The 18,580-nt window shown below is 50.2% G+C and carries 17 protein-coding genes; 7 read left to right on the top strand and 10 right to left on the bottom strand.

Going from position 1 to position 18,580, the window contains the following annotated elements:
* Positions 1-12 precede the first annotated feature (12 nt).
* The gene (locus FEK46_RS00425; protein ID WP_130207850.1) at positions 13-615 is read left to right on the top strand and encodes a 5-formyltetrahydrofolate cyclo-ligase; all 603 of its coding nucleotides are present in this window, start codon (positions 13-15) and stop codon (positions 613-615) included.
* A 100-nt stretch (positions 616-715) separates the two neighbouring features.
* Here FEK46_RS00425 and FEK46_RS00430 read toward each other — a convergent pair whose 3' ends face one another.
* The 3 genes from FEK46_RS00430 to rpiA all read right to left on the bottom strand — a co-directional run bounded on the left by FEK46_RS00430 (position 716) and on the right by rpiA (position 3,161).
* A complete protein-coding gene (locus FEK46_RS00430; protein WP_100635201.1) occupies positions 716-775 on the bottom strand; it encodes a type I toxin-antitoxin system Ibs family toxin in 60 nt (19 codons plus the stop codon).
* Between the two features lie 239 nt (positions 776-1,014).
* Entirely contained in the window at positions 1,015-2,247 is a 1,233-nt protein-coding gene (serA, locus tag FEK46_RS00435; RefSeq protein ID WP_064529774.1) for a phosphoglycerate dehydrogenase, read from the bottom strand.
* A 254-nt stretch (positions 2,248-2,501) separates the two neighbouring features.
* Positions 2,502-3,161 (bottom strand): ribose-5-phosphate isomerase RpiA, encoded by a 660-nt coding sequence (gene rpiA, locus FEK46_RS00440; protein WP_130207853.1) that lies wholly within the window; start codon positions 3,159-3,161, stop codon positions 2,502-2,504.
* 329 nt (positions 3,162-3,490) lie between these two features.
* On the opposite strand from rpiA, the gene argP reads away from it, so the two are divergent.
* The 5 genes from argP (at position 3,491) to scpC (ending at position 10,020) form a co-directional block, all read left to right on the top strand.
* On the top strand, positions 3,491-4,384 hold the full coding sequence (gene argP / locus FEK46_RS00445; protein WP_000828349.1) for a DNA-binding transcriptional regulator ArgP: 894 nt from the start codon (positions 3,491-3,493) through the stop codon (positions 4,382-4,384).
* A 203-nt stretch (positions 4,385-4,587) separates the two neighbouring features.
* Positions 4,588-6,732, top strand: coding sequence for a methylmalonyl-CoA mutase (gene scpA, locus FEK46_RS00450; RefSeq protein ID WP_130207855.1), 2,145 nt, complete (start codon positions 4,588-4,590; stop codon positions 6,730-6,732).
* Positions 6,725-7,720 (top strand): methylmalonyl Co-A mutase-associated GTPase MeaB, encoded by a 996-nt coding sequence (meaB, locus tag FEK46_RS00455; protein ID WP_130259408.1) that lies wholly within the window; start codon positions 6,725-6,727, stop codon positions 7,718-7,720. The genes scpA and meaB overlap by 8 nt, the downstream gene beginning before the upstream one ends.
* A 10-nt stretch (positions 7,721-7,730) precedes the next feature.
* Positions 7,731-8,516 carry a methylmalonyl-CoA decarboxylase gene (gene scpB / locus FEK46_RS00460; RefSeq protein WP_130258048.1) on the top strand — a complete coding sequence of 262 codons (786 nt, stop codon included), beginning with the start codon at positions 7,731-7,733 and terminating at the stop codon, positions 8,514-8,516.
* Positions 8,517-8,541: 25 nt separating this feature from the next.
* Entirely contained in the window at positions 8,542-10,020 is a 1,479-nt protein-coding gene (gene scpC / locus FEK46_RS00465; RefSeq protein WP_135559242.1) for a propionyl-CoA:succinate CoA transferase, read from the top strand.
* Here the strand turns inward: scpC and FEK46_RS00470 are convergent.
* From FEK46_RS00470 to argO, 3 genes are all read right to left on the bottom strand, one after another.
* The gene (locus tag FEK46_RS00470) at positions 10,017-10,913 is read right to left on the bottom strand and encodes a LysR family transcriptional regulator (protein WP_130207863.1); all 897 of its coding nucleotides are present in this window, start codon (positions 10,911-10,913) and stop codon (positions 10,017-10,019) included. The genes scpC and FEK46_RS00470 overlap by 4 nt on opposite strands.
* Before the next feature lie 170 nt (positions 10,914-11,083).
* A complete protein-coding gene (locus FEK46_RS00475; RefSeq protein ID WP_064529765.1) occupies positions 11,084-11,824 on the bottom strand; it encodes an oxidative stress defense protein in 741 nt (246 codons plus the stop codon).
* A gap of 92 nt (positions 11,825-11,916) precedes the next feature.
* Positions 11,917-12,552, bottom strand: coding sequence for an arginine exporter ArgO (gene argO, locus FEK46_RS00480; protein ID WP_130207865.1), 636 nt, complete (start codon positions 12,550-12,552; stop codon positions 11,917-11,919).
* A 215-nt stretch (positions 12,553-12,767) separates the two neighbouring features.
* Between argO and FEK46_RS00485 the strand changes: the two genes are divergently transcribed.
* Entirely contained in the window at positions 12,768-13,697 is a 930-nt protein-coding gene (locus FEK46_RS00485) for a hypothetical protein (protein WP_135559241.1), read from the top strand.
* A 41-nt stretch (positions 13,698-13,738) separates the two neighbouring features.
* Here the strand turns inward: FEK46_RS00485 and mscS are convergent, their stop codons facing one another.
* The 4 genes from mscS to epd all read right to left on the bottom strand — a co-directional run bounded on the left by mscS (position 13,739) and on the right by epd (position 18,576).
* Complete coding sequence (gene mscS / locus FEK46_RS00490) at positions 13,739-14,596, bottom strand: small-conductance mechanosensitive channel MscS (protein WP_135559240.1); 858 nt, start codon at positions 14,594-14,596, stop codon at positions 13,739-13,741.
* Between the two features lie 526 nt (positions 14,597-15,122).
* A complete protein-coding gene (gene fbaA, locus FEK46_RS00495) occupies positions 15,123-16,202 on the bottom strand; it encodes a class II fructose-bisphosphate aldolase (protein WP_000034372.1) in 1,080 nt (359 codons plus the stop codon).
* A gap of 141 nt (positions 16,203-16,343) precedes the next feature.
* Entirely contained in the window at positions 16,344-17,507 is a 1,164-nt protein-coding gene (pgk, locus tag FEK46_RS00500) for a phosphoglycerate kinase (RefSeq protein ID WP_135407780.1), read from the bottom strand.
* A 49-nt stretch (positions 17,508-17,556) separates the two neighbouring features.
* Complete coding sequence (gene epd, locus FEK46_RS00505) at positions 17,557-18,576, bottom strand: erythrose-4-phosphate dehydrogenase (RefSeq protein WP_130207871.1); 1,020 nt, start codon at positions 18,574-18,576, stop codon at positions 17,557-17,559.
* Positions 18,577-18,580 lie beyond the last annotated feature (4 nt).

Consider the following 18,580-nt stretch of genomic DNA (forward strand, 5'->3'; position numbering starts at 1 on the left):
CTGGCACCAGCCATGACGCAACTACCAGAACTCCCACTGACATTATCCCGACAAGAAATCCGTAAAATGATTCGGCAGCGTCGTCGTGCGTTAACGCCGGAGCAACAACGTGAAATGGGCCAGCAGGCTGCCATGCGGATGATGAGTTATCCCCCTGTTGTGATGGCGCATACGGTCGCTGTATTCCTCTCTTTTGATGGCGAACTCGACACCCAGCCGCTCATAGAGCAACTCTGGCGCGCAGGTAAGCGCGTGTATCTTCCCGTTTTGCATCCCTTTAGTGCCGGTAATTTACTGTTCCTGAATTACCATCCTAAGAGTGAACTGGTGATGAACAGGTTGAAGATCCACGAGCCAAAACTGGACGTGCGTGACGTGCTCCCCCTTTCCCGATTAGACGTCCTGATAACGCCGCTGGTCGCCTTTGATGAGTTCGGTCAACGGCTGGGAATGGGCGGTGGATTTTATGATCGGACATTGCAAAACTGGCAGCACTACAACATGCAGCCAGTAGGTTATGCCCATGATTGCCAGTTGGTGGAAAAACTCCCCGTAGAAGAATGGGACGTCCCGCTGCCTGCAGTGGTTACGCCATCGAAAATCTGGGAGTGGTGAGAGCGACACACCTGCATCGCCCTGATTGACATCGTTGATTCTTTAACCTAATTTAGTGAGTAAGGGTAAGGGAGGATTGCTCCTCCCCTGAGACTGACTGTTAATAAGCTGGCAAACTTATCAGTAACAGTACAATCAGTATGATGACAAGTCGCATCATAACCCTTCTCCTTTAAGCCCTCGCTTCGGTGAGGGCTTTACCGTTACAGCCCTGTGCTGCCCCGCCATCGTAAATCCTCTTTGAATAAACACAACGCATTGATCTGGCTTTAATTTATTTCTTCGAGCAGGCTCGCAAAGGCGATTACACAGCGATGCAAATGCCGTAATTAGCGCGGTAAAAGAGATAAAAAAACGGGCAAGTCAGTGACCTGCCCGTTGATTGTCAAAGAAGGGGAATTAGTACAGCAGACGGGCGCGAATGGTACCCGGAATAGCTTTCATAGCCTGCAGAGCTTTTTCGGCAACGTCTTCGTCAGCTTCAATATCAATAACGACGTAACCCATTTGCGCAGAAGTTTGCAGATATTGCGCGGCAATGTTGACGCCCTGCTCGGCAAATATTTTGTTCAGCGCAGTCAGCACGCCCGGACGGTTTTCGTGGATGTGCATCAGACGACGCCCACCGTGCAGTGGCAGAGAGACTTCCGGGAAGTTCACCGCAGAGAGCGTTGAGCCATTGTCAGAGTACTTGATTAATTTGCCCGCAACTTCCAGGCCGATATTCTCCTGTGCTTCCTGAGTCGAACCGCCAATGTGTGGCGTCAGCAGAACATTGTCGAATTCGCACAGCGGAGAGGTAAATGGATCGCTGTTAGTCGCCGGTTCCGTCGGGAACACGTCGATTGCGGCCCCTGCCAGATGTTTGCTCGCCAGAGCGTCACACAGCGCCGGAATATCAACCACCGTTCCGCGCGAAGCGTTAATCAGTAGCGAGCCCGGCTTCATCAGCGAGATCTCTTTCGCGCCCATCATATTTTTGGTAGACGCATTCTCTGGCACATGCAGACTCACTACATCGCTCATATTCAGCAGGTCGGAAAGATGTTGCACCTGAGTGGCGTTGCCCAACGGCAGTTTGTTTTCAATATCATAGAAGTAAACATACATCCCCAGCGATTCCGCCAGAATGCCCAGTTGTGTACCAATATGACCATAACCAATAATGCCCAGCTTTTTGCCGCGCGCTTCAAAAGAACCTGCGGCCAGCTTGTTCCATACGCCACGGTGCGCTTTGGCGTTGGCTTCCGGCACTCCGCGTAATAGCAGCAGAAGTTCGCCAATCACCAGCTCAGCAACGGAACGCGTATTTGAAAACGGGGCATTAAATACCGGGATCCCGCGTTTTGCCGCAGCATTCAAATCAACCTGGTTGGTCCCAATGCAGAAACAGCCAATAGCGACCAGTTTTTCAGCAGCGTTGATCACGTCTTCGGTCAGATGGGTACGGGATCGCAAGCCGATGAAGTGGGCATCGCGGATGGATTCTTTTAATTGTTCATCATCCAGCGCGCCTTTGTGAAATTCGATGTTGGTATAACCTGCCGCACGAAGGCTTTCGAGCGCCTTTTGATGCACGCCTTCTACCAGCAGAAACTTAATCTTGTCTTTCTCCAGCGATACCTTTGCCATTTACCCAATCCTGTCTTTGAAATGTTGTGTGCGGATTTGCGTCCGCCTTTCAACATATCAAAAAATAATATTGCGGCAATATGAACGTTTGCGTCGCGATGTTGAGGAAATATCACGCAAAGGTATTTCTTGGATGAATATGCTGGATTAGAGGATTTATTTAGAGCAATCAGCAATAGCCAAGTAAAAACGTGATACATGTCACCAAATTTAACGAAGAGAATTTTTTTAACGGGGGAGGTTCCCCCGTCAGATCATTTCACAATGGTTTTGACACCGTCAGGTGTGCCAATCAGCGCAACGTCCGCGCCACGGTTAGCAAACAAGCCAACGGTCACCACGCCAGGAATCGCATTTATAGCGTTTTCCATCGCGATCGGGTCAAGGATTTCCATGCCATGGACGTCGAGGATCACGTTGCCATTATCGGTCACCACACCCTGACGGTATTCCGGACGACCGCCCAGTTTCACCAGCTGGCGCGCCACTGCACTACGTGCCATCGGGATAACTTCTACTGGCAGCGGGAATTTGCCCAGAATATCAACCTGCTTGGAAGCGTCTGCAATACAGATAAATTTTTCCGCAACCGAAGCAATGATTTTTTCACGGGTCAGCGCCGCGCCGCCGCCTTTGATCATTTGCATGTGGCCGTTGATTTCATCTGCGCCATCAACGTAGATGCCGAGGCTGTCTACTTCATTGAGATCAAAAACGTGAATGCCGAGGCTCTTCAGTTTTTCAGTGGATGCATCCGAGCTGGAAACTGCCCCTTCAATCTGATCTTTCATCGTGCCGAGCGCATCAATAAAGTGTGCGGCGGTGGAACCTGTACCTACGCCAACAATGGTACCGGGCTGAACATACTGAAGTGCCGCCCATCCTACTGCTTTTTTCAATTCATCCTGCGTCATGATCGTTTCGCCTGTGGTATGAAATTTCACACGCATTATATACAAAAAAAGCGACCCGGACCCCGTCAGCAAGTCGGCGACGCATTTATCCATGAAATAACAGGTAACACCGGACATCCTCTTTTGCCCTGGTAAGCCAGGGGCTTGATAATATGACGAATATGAATAATATCCATTGCGGTTTTCGCGCCTCACAAAGACTAAAAAAGCACGATAAAGCCAACCAAAATTTCCATTATGACTGCTTTTGCATACGTTAAATGCTCTGTACCCAAAGCAAAATTATGTCATAGTTCGGCATAAGAAAATTTGAGGAGCAGGTTAAAGCAATGAAACGCCCGGACTACAGGACATTACAGGCACTGGATGCGGTGATACGTGAACGAGGATTTGAGCGCGCGGCACAGAAATTGTGCATTACGCAATCAGCCGTCTCACAGCGCATTAAGCAGCTGGAAAATATGTTCGGGCAGCCGCTGTTGGTGCGAACGGTTCCCCCGCGCCCGACAGAACAAGGGCAAAAATTACTGGCACTGCTTCGCCAGGTCGAGCTGCTGGAAGAAGAGTGGCTGGGCGATGAACAAACCGGTTCCACCCCACTACTGCTCTCGCTGGCAGTCAACGCCGACAGTCTGGCAACCTGGTTGCTTCCGGCACTGGCTCCTGTACTGGCTGATTCGCCTATTCGTCTGAACTTACAGGTGGAAGATGAAACTCGCACCCAGGAGCGTCTGCGTCGAGGTGAAGTGGTCGGCGCGGTGAGTATTCAGCATCAGGCGCTGCCCAGTTGCCTGGTCGATAAACTTGGCGCGCTCGACTATCTGTTCGTCAGCTCCAAACCGTTTGCCGAGAAATACTTCCCCAACGGAGTAAGCCGTTCTGCGCTGCTCAAAGCACCAGTAGTCGCGTTTGACCATCTTGACGATATGCACCAGGCATTTTTGCAGCAAAACTTCGATCTGCCGCCAGGTAGCGTACCGTGCCATATCGTTAACTCGTCCGAAGCCTTCGTGCAGCTCGCTCGCCAGGGTACAACCTGCTGTATGATCCCACACCTGCAAATTGAAAAAGAATTGGCCAGCGGGGAGTTGATTGATCTGACGCCCGGGCTATTCCAACGGCGAATGCTCTACTGGCATCGCTTTGCCCCAGAAAGCCGCATGATGCGTAAAGTCACTGATGCTTTGCTCGACTATGGTCACAAAGTGCTTCGTCAGGATTAATCAATCAGTTAACGCCTGATAGCACATATCAGGCGTTTTTCTTTTTTTCTTTTTTATTCTTTGAATAACGTCGCAAAACAGACAAATCTCACACGGCAAAAAACGACGCCCCATTCCATTTTTTTTGCTGGCGACAAACCCGTATAAAAAGCTCACCGTAAGCGCAAACACCCTCATTTTTATTGCGTTTTATGGAGCAAATAATGTCAAACGTGCAAGAGTGGCAACAGCTTGCCAACAAGGAGTTGAGCCGTCGGGAGAAAACCGTCGACTCACTGGTTCAGCAAACGGCGGAAGGGATCGCCATCAAGCCACTGTATACCGAAGCCGATCTCGACAATCTGGAAGTGACCGGTACCCTTCCTGGCTTGCCGCCCTATGTTCGTGGTCCCCGCGCCACCATGTATACCGCCCAACCGTGGACCATCCGTCAGTATGCCGGTTTCTCGACCGCCAAAGAGTCCAACGCTTTTTATCGCCGTAACCTGGCTGCCGGGCAAAAAGGTCTTTCCGTGGCGTTTGACCTTGCCACCCACCGTGGCTACGACTCCGATAACCCGCGCGTGGCGGGCGATGTTGGCAAAGCGGGCGTCGCTATCGACACCGTAGAAGATATGAAAGTGCTCTTCGACCAAATCCCGCTGGATAAAATGTCGGTTTCGATGACCATGAACGGCGCAGTCCTGCCAGTGCTGGCCTTTTATATCGTGGCGGCAGAAGAGCAAGGCGTTCCCCCCGATAAACTGACGGGTACAATTCAGAACGATATCCTCAAAGAGTACCTCTGCCGCAATACCTATATTTACCCACCGAAACCTTCTATGCGCATTATCGCTGACATTATCGCCTGGTGTTCTGGCAATATGCCGCGCTTCAATACCATTAGCATCAGCGGCTACCACATGGGCGAAGCCGGTGCGAACTGTGTGCAACAGGTGGCGTTTACTCTCGCCGATGGGATTGAGTACATCAAAGCAGCTCTCTCTGCTGGCTTAAAAATTGATGACTTCGCCCCGCGCCTGTCGTTCTTCTTTGGTATCGGCATGGACCTGTTTATGAACGTTGCCATGCTGCGCGCCGCACGCTATCTCTGGAGCGAAGCAGTAAGCGGGTTTGGTGCTAAAGATCCGAAATCGCTGGCGCTACGCACCCACTGTCAAACCTCCGGCTGGAGTCTCACCGAACAGGATCCGTATAACAACGTTATCCGCACCACCATTGAAGCGTTGGCAGCTACCCTTGGCGGAACCCAGTCGCTGCATACAAATGCCTTTGATGAAGCGCTTGGTTTGCCGACCGATTTTTCGGCACGTATTGCCCGTAACACCCAGATCATTATTCAGGAAGAGTCAGAACTCTGTCGCACCGTCGATCCGCTGGCCGGTTCTTATTACGTTGAGTCACTAACCGATCAGATCGTGAAACAGGCCAGAGCCATCATTGATCAGATCGACGAAGCCGGAGGCATGGCGAAGGCGATCGAAGCAGGTCTGCCAAAAAGGATGATCGAAGAAGCGTCTGCTCGTGAACAGTCGTTGATCGACCAGGGCAAACGCGTGATCGTCGGCGTCAACAAGTACAAACTGGATCACGAAGATGAAACTGATGTCCTTGAAATCGACAACGTGATGGTGCGTAACGAGCAAATTGCTTCGCTGGAACGCATTCGCGCCACCCGTGATGATGCCGCCGTAACCGCCGCGTTGAACGCTCTGACTCACGCTGCACAGCATAACGAAAACCTGCTGGCTGCCGCTGTTAATGCGGCTCGCGTTCGCGCGACGCTGGGTGAAATATCCGATGCGCTGGAAGCCGCTTTTGACCGTTATCTGGTACCGAGCCAGTGTGTTACCGGCGTCATTGCGCAAAGCTATCATCAGTCGGAAAAATCAGCCTTCGAGTTTGATGCCATTGTTGCGCAAACGGAGCTGTTCCTTGCCGACAATGGTCGTCGCCCGCGCATTCTGATCGCCAAAATGGGACAAGATGGACACGATCGCGGAGCGAAAGTCATTGCCAGCGCCTATTCCGATCTTGGTTTCGACGTTGATTTGAGTCCCATGTTCTCCACGCCGGAAGAGATCGCCCGCCTGGCAGTGGAAAACGACGTTCATGTGGTGGGCGCATCCTCGCTTGCAGCAGGACATAAAACGCTGATCCCGGAACTGGTTGAAGCTCTGAAAAAATGGGGGCGCGAAGATATTTGCGTGGTCGCCGGTGGCGTTATTCCGCCGCAAGATTATGCCTTCCTGCAAGAGCGTGGCGTGGCGGCGATTTACGGTCCTGGTACTCCCATGCTCGACAGCGTGCGTGATGTGCTGAACCGGATTAGCCAACATCATGATTAACGAAGCCACGCTGGCAGACAGCATTCGGCGCCTACGTCTGGGTGAGCGAGCCACGCTCGCCCAGGCCATGACGCTGGTTGAGAGCCGTCACCCTCGCCATCAGGCACTCAGCACTCAACTGCTTGATGCCATCATGCCGTTTTGTGGTAACGCCCTGCGACTGGGCGTTACCGGCACGCCAGGAGCAGGAAAAAGTACCTTTCTTGAAGCCTTCGGTATGTTGCTGATCCGCCAGGGGCTGAAAGTCGCGGTGATTGCCGTCGATCCCAGCAGCCCAGTGACCGGTGGCAGCATCCTTGGGGATAAGACTCGCATGACCGAACTGGCGCGTGCCGATGCAGCGTTTATTCGCCCGGTTCCGTCATCTGGTCACCTTGGCGGCGCCAGCCAGCGGGCGCGGGAGTTAATGCTGTTATGTGAAGCGGCGGGTTATGACGTGGTGATCGTTGAAACCGTCGGCGTCGGGCAGTCAGAAACGGAAGTCGCCCGCATGGTGGACTGCTTTATCTCGCTGCAAATTGCCGGTGGTGGCGATGATCTCCAGGGCATTAAAAAGGGTTTGATGGAGATGGCGGATCTGATTGTCATCAACAAAGATGATGGTGATAACCACACCAATGTCGCCATTACCCGCCATATGTACGAAAGCGCTCTGCATATTTTGCGCCGCAAATATGACGAATGGCAGCCCCAGGTCCTCACCTGTAGTGCACTGGAAAAATGCGGCATCGATGAAATTTGGCGCGCAATTATCGATTTCAAAACCGCACTGACTACCAGCGGTCGTTTACAACAGGTGCGGCAACAACAATCGGTGGAATGGCTGCGTAAACAGACCGAAGAAGAAGTGCTACGCCACCTGTTCACTAATGAAGATTTCGATCGCTATTACAGCCAAACGCTACTAGCGGTCAAAAATAATATGCTCTCGCCACGCACAGGTTTGCGGCAGCTCAGTGATTTTATCCAGACTCAATATTTTAATTAAGGGAATTTTTATGTCTTATCAGTATGTTAATGTAGCCATCATCAACAAAGTGGCGGTCATTGAGTTTAACTATGCCCGCAAACTCAATGCGTTAAGTAAAGTCTTTATTGATGACCTGATTCAGGCATTAAACGATCTCAATCGTCCAGAAATCCGCTGCATCATTCTGCGTGCCCCAAGTGGTTCCAAAGTCTTTTCCGCAGGTCACGACATTCATGAGTTGCCGTCAGGAGGTCGCGATCCGCTCTCTTACGATGATCCGCTACGTCAAATTACCCGCGTGATCCAAAAATGCCCTAAACCAGTAATTTCGATGGTCGAAGGTAGCGTCTGGGGTGGCGCATTTGAAATGATCATGAGCTCTGATCTGATCATCGCCGCCAGTACCTCTACCTTCTCAATGACGCCAGTCAACCTGGGCGTACCGTATAACCTGGTGGGGATCCACAACCTGACTCGCGACGCGGGCTTCCACATTGTCAAAGAGCTGATTTTTACCGCTTCGCCAATCACCGCCCAACGCGCGCTGGCTGTTGGCATTCTTAACCACGTTGTTGAGGCCGATGAACTGGAAGATTTCACCTTACAAATGGCTCACCACATTTCCGAAAAAGCACCGTTAGCCATTGCAGTAATCAAGGAAGAGCTGCGCGTGTTGGGTGAAGCGCACACTATGAATTCAGATGAATTTGAGCGTATTCAAGGGATGCGCCGGGCGGTTTATGACAGCGAAGATTATCAGGAAGGTATGAACGCCTTCCTGGAAAAACGTAAACCTAATTTCGTCGGTCATTAATGATCCACGAACTAAGGAGCAAAGGATGAATATTACCCGGACAAGGATGACCGCCGATGAAGCGGCGGAAATTATCCAGCACAACGATATGGTGGCATTCAGTGGTTTTACCCCTGCAGGTTCGCCCAAGGCTCTTCCTGTTGCCATTGCCCGTCGCGCCAATGAACAACATGAGGCGAAAAAACCGTATCAAATTCGCCTGCTGACCGGAGCGTCGATTAGCGCTGCCGCCGATGACATACTCTCTGAAGCTGACGCCGTTTCATGGCGCGCGCCATACCAGACATCATCGGGATTGCGTAAAAAGATCAATCAGGGATCGGTTAGTTTTGTTGATCTGCATTTGAGCGAAGTTGCGCAAATGGTCAACTACGGCTTTTTCGGCGACATCGATGTTGCGGTAATTGAAGCCTCAGCCCTCGCTCCGGATGGTCGCGTCTGGTTAACCAGTGGGATCGGTAATGCCCCGACCTGGTTGCTGCGCGCAAAGAAAGTGATCATTGAACTCAATCATTATCACGATCCGCGCGTTGCAGAACTGGCGGATATTGTGACTCCTGGCGCACCACCGCGGCGCAATAGCGTGTCGATCTTCCATGCGATGGATCGCGTCGGTACCCGCTATGTACAAATCGATCCGAAAAAAATTGTCGCCGTCGTGGAAACTAACTTACCTGATGCAGGTAACTCGCTGGATAAACAAAATCCTGTGTGCCAGCAAATCGCCGACAATGTGGTCACCTTCTTGTTGCGTGAAATGGCGCAGGGGCGTATTCCACGGGAATTTCTGCCACTGCAAAGCGGGGTAGGCAACATCAATAATGCGGTAATGGCGCGTCTGGGGGAAAACCCGGAAATTCCTCCGTTTATGATGTATTCGGAAGTGCTACAGGAGTCTGTGGTTCATCTTCTGGAAACCGGCAAAATTACCGGGGCCAGCGCCTCCAGTCTGACAATTTCTGCCGATTCACTGCGCAAGATTTACGCCAATATGGATTACTTCGCCAGTCGCATTGTGTTACGTCCGCAAGAAATTTCCAATAACCCAGAAATTATCCGCCGCCTTGGTGTTATCGCTCTGAATGTCGGCCTCGAGTTTGATATTTACGGACACGCCAACTCCACGCACGTCGTCGGCGTTAATTTAATGAATGGTATCGGCGGTAGCGGTGATTTTGAACGCAACGCGTATCTGTCGATCTTTATGGCACCGTCGATTGCTAAAGAAGGCAAGATCTCAACCATCGTGCCTATGTGCAGCCATGTTGATCACAGCGAACACAGCGTGAAAGTGATCGTCACAGAACAAGGGATCGCCGACTTACGTGGCCTCTCTCCACTTCAGCGCGCGCGCACTATCATCGATAACTGCGCACATCCGATGTACCGTGACTATCTGCATCGCTATCTGGAGAATGCACCCGGCGGGCATATTCACCACGATCTTAGCCACGTTTTCGATCTGCATCGTAATTTGATCGAAACGGGCTCAATGCTAGGTTAATCGCTCGTACCGTCACGATCTTCAGCAATTTGCTGTAGCAGCGTGGCGGTATAGCGATGATTTTTCAGTGAATAAAGGTATTCCTGCATATACATTGGCGTATGCGGTGCATCAAAATATTTCAACGTAGCTGGGTTCACCAGCCGCCATGCAAAATGTGGGATCACCGTAAGAAAATGTCCGTGCTCAACGGCGCTGATTTTGGCCATAAAACTGTATGGGCGATAAATAATTGTTGGATTGATCCCACAAGGGCGCATGTTCGCATCAATCATCGCTTCATAATTAGCACGGTTTTGAAAGCGCATCTGTAACCAGGGCAACTCCTGTAACAACTCCTGCTCCTGACGCTCTTCATAACGGCGAGAAACGAGAAACCCCAGTCGCAGCGGCGGCAGTTCACTCATTGTTAGATTATCCAACCCGTGTACACGAGCGGAAACATGCTGCGGAGAGATAATAAAATCAAGCTGACGATAGAAGAGATTGTCGATAACCTCATTTTCGCTGAATTCAACCGGCTGGGCCGTCACGCCTTCATACTTATCACCCAGGCTAATTAACTGATCAAAAATAATCGTCGGATAGGTATTATCGATACCAATCACAATTTCACGAGAGCGACGTCCGGAATTATGAATTTCATTATCGATAGCAGAAAGCCGTTGGTAAACCGGGAAGAGCTTTTGATAAAGCTCCTGCCCGGCTTTATTAAGGCTGATGTTATTATCTTTACGGGTAAATAATGTATAACCAATTTGCTCCTCTAGCGCGGCAATACTTTTGCCGAACGGTGAAGCAGTCATATGTAACTTTTCTGCCGCTCGGGCAATATTATTGGTTTGCGCTAATAAAATAAAATTGCGCATCTTTTTCGAAATAAAAATATCCATCGCCGCTTCCTCCAAACATCCCTGTCCGCTTAACCGTTTCAGTAAGTTAATCCTTAATGAAATCGCAAGCAAAGATAGGTGTTTACGTCATGGTTTTACAGAAAATTACAGAAAAAAGAGGCGATATCAGATAAAGACATTAGCCCGACAAATGAGTCGGGCTACAGGTATTATTGTGCGGCAGGTGTTTTAGCGGGTTGTTGATCCACTGGTTCTAACTGGAAGACCACATCGACCTGATCATCAAACTGAATAGCGGCCTGCTCGTAAGTTTCCTGGGCGGAAACCGGCGCGGCATCGGCTTTCATCATGCGTACCATTGGGCTGGGCTGATAATTGGAAACATGGTAGCGCACGCTATATACCGGCCCCAGTTTGCGATTAAAGCCGTTCGCCAGCTCCTGAGCCTGATGAATCGCGTTATCAATTGCAGCCTTACGCGCTTTGTCTTTATAGGCATCTGGCTGTGCCACGCCCAACGACACAGAACGAATTTCGTTGAGCCCGGCCTTCAGCGCGCCATCCAGCAAGGAATTCAGTTTGTCTAACTGACGAAGCGTGACTTCCACCGTTCTCACGGCACGATAGCCTTTCAGGATACTTTTACCATCCTGGTAATCGTAGTCTGGCTGGGTACGCAAATTCGCGGAACTGATATCTTTTTTCGCGATCTGATTGAGTTCAAGGAAAGAAATATATTGCGCGACACGCTCATCCGCCTGCTTCTTGGCAGAAGCGGCATCCTTCGCCGTCACGTTAACTTCAATAGCAAGAATAGCGATATCTGGCACCGCATCAACGCTTGCCGTTCCTGAAGTGACAATGTGCGGACCATCCGGTAGTTCATTGGCCTGCACAGCCATCCCGCTGAAACCCATCAATGCCGCCAGGGCGATAACTTTGAACTTCACGTTAGTCTCTCCGTGTTAATTGACTTGCCCAAAATTCAGGACCTCTGGAGGCAAGCTTAGCGTCTCTGTTTTATTTTTCCATCAGATAGCGCCTAACTGAACAAGGCTTGTGCATGAGCAACACCCTCTTTCGCCAGTTGTAGGGCGATAATCCACATAACGCAGCCCACCACGAGATTGATAATGCGCTGCGCTTTGGCGGTACGCAAACGCGGCGCCAGCCAGGCGGCTAATAACGCCAGACCAAAAAACCACAGGAAAGAGGCACTGATCGTCCCGAGCGCAAACCAGCGTTTTGGTTCTACATCAAGCTGTCCGCCCAGGCTGCCTAATACCACAAAGGTATCCAGGTAAACATGTGGATTCAGCCAGGTCACCGCCAGCATGGTGGCGATAATTTTCCATCTGCCTTGCTTCATGACTTCAGCACTGACCAGCTCAATATTGCTGCTCATCGCCGTTTTAAAAGCACCAAAGCCATACCACAGCAAGAAGGCCACACCGCCCCAGGTCACCAGCGCCAGCAACCACGGTGACTGCATCAATAACGCGCTACCACCAAAAATCCCGGCACAAATCAGGACCAAATCGCTTATCGCGCAGAGCAAAGCAATCATAATGTGGTACTGACGACGAATGCCCTGATTCATCACAAAAGCATTTTGCGGGCCAAGCGGCAGAATCATAGCAGCACCAAGTGCAAGACCTTGAAAATAATAAGAAAACACGTTGAATATTCCGAACTGATTATCTGATAAAGAGACTATAGCGCGGGATTGTTATTAGATAAAATTTATAATGCTAATAGCATATAAATAATTTTAATAAAAAAATAAATAATTCTATTCGGTAACTGATTTTAGGATAAAGATCTCATCATTCCCCCATAACATAAACGGCGTTATGGCTCTCTTTCCTGCTAGCGTTGTAAAGGACTAACACTATGCAAGCCTATGATCTCACTCTTCTCCCCTACCCTATCTACGAAAATATACCGCGCCAACAAGGTTGGTGCTTTGGCCTACCGCCAGGCATAACGCCCGAACAGTGGCCGCTGGATCCAAATAATGGTTTCCCATTGAATCATGGATTTACCCTGCTGTTGCCGGAAGATTATCGGATTTATGGGCCAGAGATTGTCGCGTTATCTTTCTTTGCTGTTGCGCCCGAGCACAACGATGGCGGAACACCATGTACAGAAGAAATATTGGATGTGTTTGAGAATTTTGAATCCTGCCCCCCACCTGAAGATCCAGATCTTTATGTTTTCTGGCAGGCAGAAAAGCAACGACATCCACGGCTATTTCGGATGGAAGATATATTAGGCTGTTCTTATGCGGTGATTTTACTCACCCAGCACGAGTTCAACGGCCCATTTTGTGAGCCGCCTGAACTTATACCTAACCACTATCGCGACCAGCAAGATACGCCAGAATGGCTGACTATTGGCAGTGCGTTTAGTTATTTTCAGGCTAACGTCAGGCCAAAAGATACGCCTGAAAGCAATTTTGTATACCGTAAAATGGGCACCATTCCTGAGCAGTCGCTGGCTTTCAATCTGGCGATTTCATGCGAGCCGCGCGCTTTTGATCCTAATGCGGGAATTAGCCCCACAGAAAGAAATAATACGGAATATCAGTCCATTCGATATTTTTCTAAAGATGCAGAGGGAAAAAGTAAATGTGAAACTCACCAGTGGCATAGTGCACATCTGCCCAATCATCTCGGTGGTTCAATGGCGCTCGTGCAGTCTATACCAAACGGAATGTCGCCTTATTATATTGAGTTTGAAGAGTATTTCGGTGGGTATAATTTCGGTGCAGGTAATGCCTGGCTGGACTTTAAAAATATGAAATTTGATTTTAGTTGTTAAAAAACGAGGGCTTATCACCTTGATAAGCCCTCATTACATAATTAACTATTGCTCTCTTTCACCCGCTTGAAGTTCACATCCATTTGCGGATACGGGAAGCTGATGCCAGCAGCATCAAATTCACGTTTAATACGTTCCAGCACATCCCAGTACACGTTTTGCAGATCGCCACTGTTGCTCCAGGCACGAACGATGAAATTAATCGACGATGCGCCCAGTTCGTTCAGGCGTACTGTAATTTCACGATCTTTTAAAATACGATCTTCGGACTGAATAATATCGGTCAGGATCTGCTTAACCTGATCGATATCAGAATCATACGCTACGCCAATAATAAATTCGTTACGGCGCGCCGGCTCACGAGAGAAGTTAATAATATTACCGGCAATAATTTTACCGTTCGGAATAACAATCATTTTACCGTCTGCGGTACGCATGGTGGTGGAGAAAATCTGCACACTCTGAACAGTACCGGCAACGCCGCCGAGGTCAACATATTCTCCTGCACGGAACGGGCGGAACATAACCAGCAAAACGCCAGCAGCCAGGTTAGATAGTGACCCCTGCAAGGCCAGACCTACAGCTAAACCTGCGGCACCGAGTACGGCAATGACCGATGCGGTTTGTACGCCCACGCGGCCCAGTGCTGCAATTAACGTAAAGGCGATAATTGCGTAACGGATTAATGCAGAAAGAAAATCAGCAACGGTGGCATCGATTTTACGGGAGATCATCAGGCGATTCACCGCGTTGGAAATCATCCGCGCGATAATCAAACCAACGATGATGATCGCGAGTGCCGCCACGATGTTTACAGCATAACTCAGCAACAGCGCCTGGTTGTTTACCAACCAGGATCCTGCGCCGTTTATGCTATCGACAACTTTCAAATCTTCCATTCAATATTCCTTTTCAACTGACTTAAATTGGAGAAACATACTCCGCCGCCTCACGACGGGCAGTCTGACAAGGGTAAACAATAAAGCATAATTTTGCCAAATAGATCACAGATTTCTTAAGTACATCACCTTGCTTTTGGCGAAAAAAAGGCCCGCAGAGCGGGCCTCAGACAGATGACAACGTGCGCTTTGTCATGCCGGATGCGGCGTGAACGCCTTATCCGACCTACAAAAACCTGCAAATTCAATATATTGCAGGACACTTGTAGGCCTGATAAGCGTAGCGCATCAGGCAATTTTGCTTTTGGCGAAAAAAAGACCCGCAGAGCGGGCCTCAGACAGATGACAAAGAGCGCTTTGTCATGCCGGATGCGGCGTGAACGCCTTATCCGACCTACAAAAACCTGCAAATTCAATATATTGCAGGATACGTGTGGGCCTGATAAGCGTAGCGCATCAGGCAATTTTGCTTTTGGCGAAAAAAAGACCCGCAGAGCGGGCCTTGAGATAAGCAGAGAGGAATATCTTACAGAACGTCGATCGCGTTCAGTTCCTGGAATGCTTTTTCCAGACGAGCGATCATCGAAGTCTGACCGGCACGCAGCCATACGCGCGGATCGTAGTATTTCTTGTTCGGCTGATCTTCGCCTTTAGGGTTGCCCAGCTGGCCCTGCAGGTAAGCTTCGTTCGCTTTGTAGTAGTTCAGTACACCTTCCCAGGTCGCCCATTGGGTGTCGGTATCGATGTTCATTTTAACTACACCGTAGCTTACGGAGTCTTTGATTTCCTGAGCAGTAGAACCGGAACCGCCGTGGAATACGAAGTTCAGGCTGTTGTGCGGCAGGTTGTGTTTCTTAGAAACATATTCCTGAGAGTCGCGCAGGATGGTCGGAGTCAGAACAACGTTACCCGGCTTGTAAACACCGTGTACGTTACCGAAGGAAGCTGCGATGGTGAAGCGCGGGCTGATTTTGCTCAGCTCGGTGTATGCGTAATCAACGTCTTCCGGCTGGGTGTACAGTGCAGAAGCGTCCATGTGGCTGTTGTCCACGCCGTCTTCTTCACCACCGGTGCAACCCAGTTCGATTTCCAGAGTCATGCCGATTTTGGACATGCGCTCCAGGTATTTAGAGCAGATTTCGATGTTCTCTTGCAGAGATTCTTCAGACAGGTCGATCATGTGAGAAGAGAACAGCGGCTTACCGGTAGCAGCGAAGTGTTTTTCACCCGCGTCCAGCAGACCGTCGATCCACGGCAGCAGTTTCTTCGCGCAGTGGTCGGTATGCAGGATAACCGGAACACCATAGTGTTCAGCCATCTGATGAACGTGATGCGCACCAGAGATCGCACCCAGGATAGCAGCGCCCTGCGGAACGTCAGATTTCACGCCTTTACCAGCGATAAAGGAAGCACCACCGTTGGAGAACTGAACGATAACCGGCGCTTTAACTTTAGCAGCGGTTTCCAGTACGGCGTTGATGGAGTCAGTACCGACGCAGTTTACTGCTGGCAGTGCGAAGTTGTTTTCTTTTGCTACCTGGAAAACTTTCTGTACGTCATCACCAGTGATTACGCCAGGTTTTACGAAATCAAAAATCTTAGACATGTCTCTTGTCCTGTATCGTCGGGCCTTATACTCGCCATACCTCAAGTTGCTGTGCTGCAACTCGAATTATTTAGAGTATGAAAAAGTGCGTGCTTTAAAAGCGCGCTGCAACAAGGGCAGGTTTCCCTGCCCTGTGATTTTTTACTTCTTAGCGCGCTCTTCGAGCATCGCTACTGCAGGCAGTACTTTACCTTCCACGAATTCGAGGAATGCGCCGCCGCCAGTGGAGATGTAGGAGATTTTGTCAGCAATGCCGAACAGGTCGATTGCTGCCAGAGTGTCGCCGCCGCCAGCGATGGAGAACGCTTCGCTGTCTGCGATAGCGTTAGCCACGATTTCAGTACCTTTGCGGAAGTTCGGGAATTCGAACACGCCAACCGGACCGTTCCACAGAATGGTTTTCGCATTCTTCAGGATTTCAGCCAGTTCCTGAGCGGAAGCATCACCGATATCCAGGATCTGCTCGTCAGCTTTCACATCGTTAACAGATTTCAGAGTAGCCGGAGCGGTTTCAGAGAACTCAGTCGCTACGCGAACATCGGACGGAACCGGGATGTTGCAGGTGGTCAGCAGACGTTTTGCTTCGTCAACCAGGTCAGCTTCGTACAGAGATTTACCCACATCGTGGCCTTGTGCCGCGATAAAGGTGTTAGCGATACCACCACCAACAATCAGCTGGTCAGCGATTTTAGACAGGGAGTCCAGAACGGTCAGTTTGGTAGATACTTTAGAACCACCAACGATAGCCACCATCGGGCGAGCAGGTTCTTTCAGTGCTTTACCCAGCGCGTCCAGTTCAGCTGCCAGCAGCGGGCCTGCGCACGCAACGTCAGCGAATTTACCGATACCGTGAGTAGAAGCCTGCGCGCGGTGAGCAGTACCGAATGCGTCCATTACGAACACGTCACACAGTGCAGCGTATTTTTTGGACAGGGTTTCGTCGTCTTTCTTCTCACCTTTGTTGAAGCGAACGTTTTCCAGAACAACCAGTTCACCTTCAGCAACGTCAACGCCGTCGAGGTAATCTTTAACCAGACGAACCGGGTTAGCCAGTTTGTCTTTCAGGTAGTTAACAACCGGCAGCAGAGAGAATTCTTCGTTGTACTCGCCTTCGGTAGGACGACCCAGGTGGGAAGTTACCATCACTTTCGCGCCTTGTTTCAGGGCCAGTTCGATGGTCGGCAGAGAAGCACGGATACGCGCGTCGCTGGTTACTTTCCCGTCTTTTACTGGTACGTTCAGATCCGCACGGATAAATACACGTTTCCCAGCAAGATCCAGATCGGTCATCTTAATTACAGACATGGTGAATCCTCTCGTTGATTCTAAAAGTTTTGCAGACGCTGCTTGCGTCTTACCTGAAAGCAACAGTAGCCATAGCTAACGTCGTGTCGAGCATTCGGTTAGCAAAGCCCCATTCGTTATCGCACCAGACCAACGTTTTGATCAGGTGTGCGCCACTGACCCGGGTTTGGGTGCCATCGACAATGGCACTGTGCGGATCGTGGTTAAAATCTACAGAGACCAACGGTAATTCCGTATAGTCAACTATACCATGAAATGCATCTTGTGCTGCTTTTTGCAGCAACAGGTTGACTTCATTGGCTTTTACAGGTTTCTTCACCGTCACGCTTAAATCGATTGCCGTCACATTTATGGTTGGCACACGTACCGCAATCGCTTCAAAGCGATCGTTAAATTGCGGAAAAAATCGTGTGATACCGGCGGCCAGTTTGGTATCGACCGGAATGATCGACTGGCTGGCTGCCCGGGTGCGGCGCAGGTCAGGATGGTATGCATCAATAACCTGTTGATCGTGCATGGCGGAGTGAATTGTAGTCACAGTGCCGGACTCAATACCGTACGCATCATCCAACAATTTGATGACAGGAATTATGCAATTCGTGGTACAGGAAGCGTTAGAAACGATGCGGTGTTCCGCACGAAGTTGATCCTGATTGACGCCGTAAACAACGGTCGCGTCGAGATCGTTACTGCCAGGATGTGAAAAGAGCACTTTTTTGGCCCCGGCGGCAATGTGCGCTTCGCCATGCTCGCGGGTGCCATATACGCCGGTGCAGTCGAGAACCACATCAACGCCTAGTTCACGCCAGGGAAGCGATTGCAGTGAACGTTCATGCAATACGCGGATGACATCATCACCAACAAAAAGTTGATCACGTTCCTCACGGACTTCCCATGCAAAACGGCCATGACTGGTGTCATATTTCAACAAATGCGCCATGCCCGCAGCATCCGCCAGTTCGTTGATTGCCACCACGGTAATTTCCGCCCGGCGTCCTGATTCATACAAAGCACGAACCACATTACGCCCGATGCGACCGAAGCCATTTATCGCTACGCGTACGGTCATAGAT

Source organism: Escherichia sp. E4736, from assembly GCF_005781225.1.
Taxonomy (GTDB): domain Bacteria; phylum Pseudomonadota; class Gammaproteobacteria; order Enterobacterales; family Enterobacteriaceae; genus Escherichia.

Bases quoted from the DNA above. Each gene is read 5' to 3' on its own strand.
- FEK46_RS00425 (WP_130207850.1), top strand. From the start codon at position 13: ATGACGCAACTACCAGAACTCCCACTGACATTATCCCGACAAGAAATC.
- serA (WP_064529774.1), bottom strand. From the start codon at position 2,247: ATGGCAAAGGTATCGCTGGAGAAAGACAAGATTAAGTTTCTGCTGGTA.
- rpiA (WP_130207853.1), bottom strand. From the start codon at position 3,161: ATGACGCAGGATGAATTGAAAAAAGCAGTAGGATGGGCGGCACTTCAG.
- argP (WP_000828349.1), top strand. From the start codon at position 3,491: ATGAAACGCCCGGACTACAGGACATTACAGGCACTGGATGCGGTGATA.
- scpA (WP_130207855.1), top strand. From the start codon at position 4,588: ATGTCAAACGTGCAAGAGTGGCAACAGCTTGCCAACAAGGAGTTGAGC.
- meaB (WP_130259408.1), top strand. From the start codon at position 6,725: ATGATTAACGAAGCCACGCTGGCAGACAGCATTCGGCGCCTACGTCTG.
- scpB (WP_130258048.1), top strand. From the start codon at position 7,731: ATGTCTTATCAGTATGTTAATGTAGCCATCATCAACAAAGTGGCGGTC.
- scpC (WP_135559242.1), top strand. From the start codon at position 8,542: ATGAATATTACCCGGACAAGGATGACCGCCGATGAAGCGGCGGAAATT.
- FEK46_RS00470 (WP_130207863.1), bottom strand. From the start codon at position 10,913: ATGGATATTTTTATTTCGAAAAAGATGCGCAATTTTATTTTATTAGCG.
- FEK46_RS00485 (WP_135559241.1), top strand. From the start codon at position 12,768: ATGCAAGCCTATGATCTCACTCTTCTCCCCTACCCTATCTACGAAAAT.
- mscS (WP_135559240.1), bottom strand. From the start codon at position 14,596: ATGGAAGATTTGAAAGTTGTCGATAGCATAAACGGCGCAGGATCCTGG.
- fbaA (WP_000034372.1), bottom strand. From the start codon at position 16,202: ATGTCTAAGATTTTTGATTTCGTAAAACCTGGCGTAATCACTGGTGAT.
- pgk (WP_135407780.1), bottom strand. From the start codon at position 17,507: ATGTCTGTAATTAAGATGACCGATCTGGATCTTGCTGGGAAACGTGTA.
- epd (WP_130207871.1), bottom strand. From the start codon at position 18,576: ATGACCGTACGCGTAGCGATAAATGGCTTCGGTCGCATCGGGCGTAAT.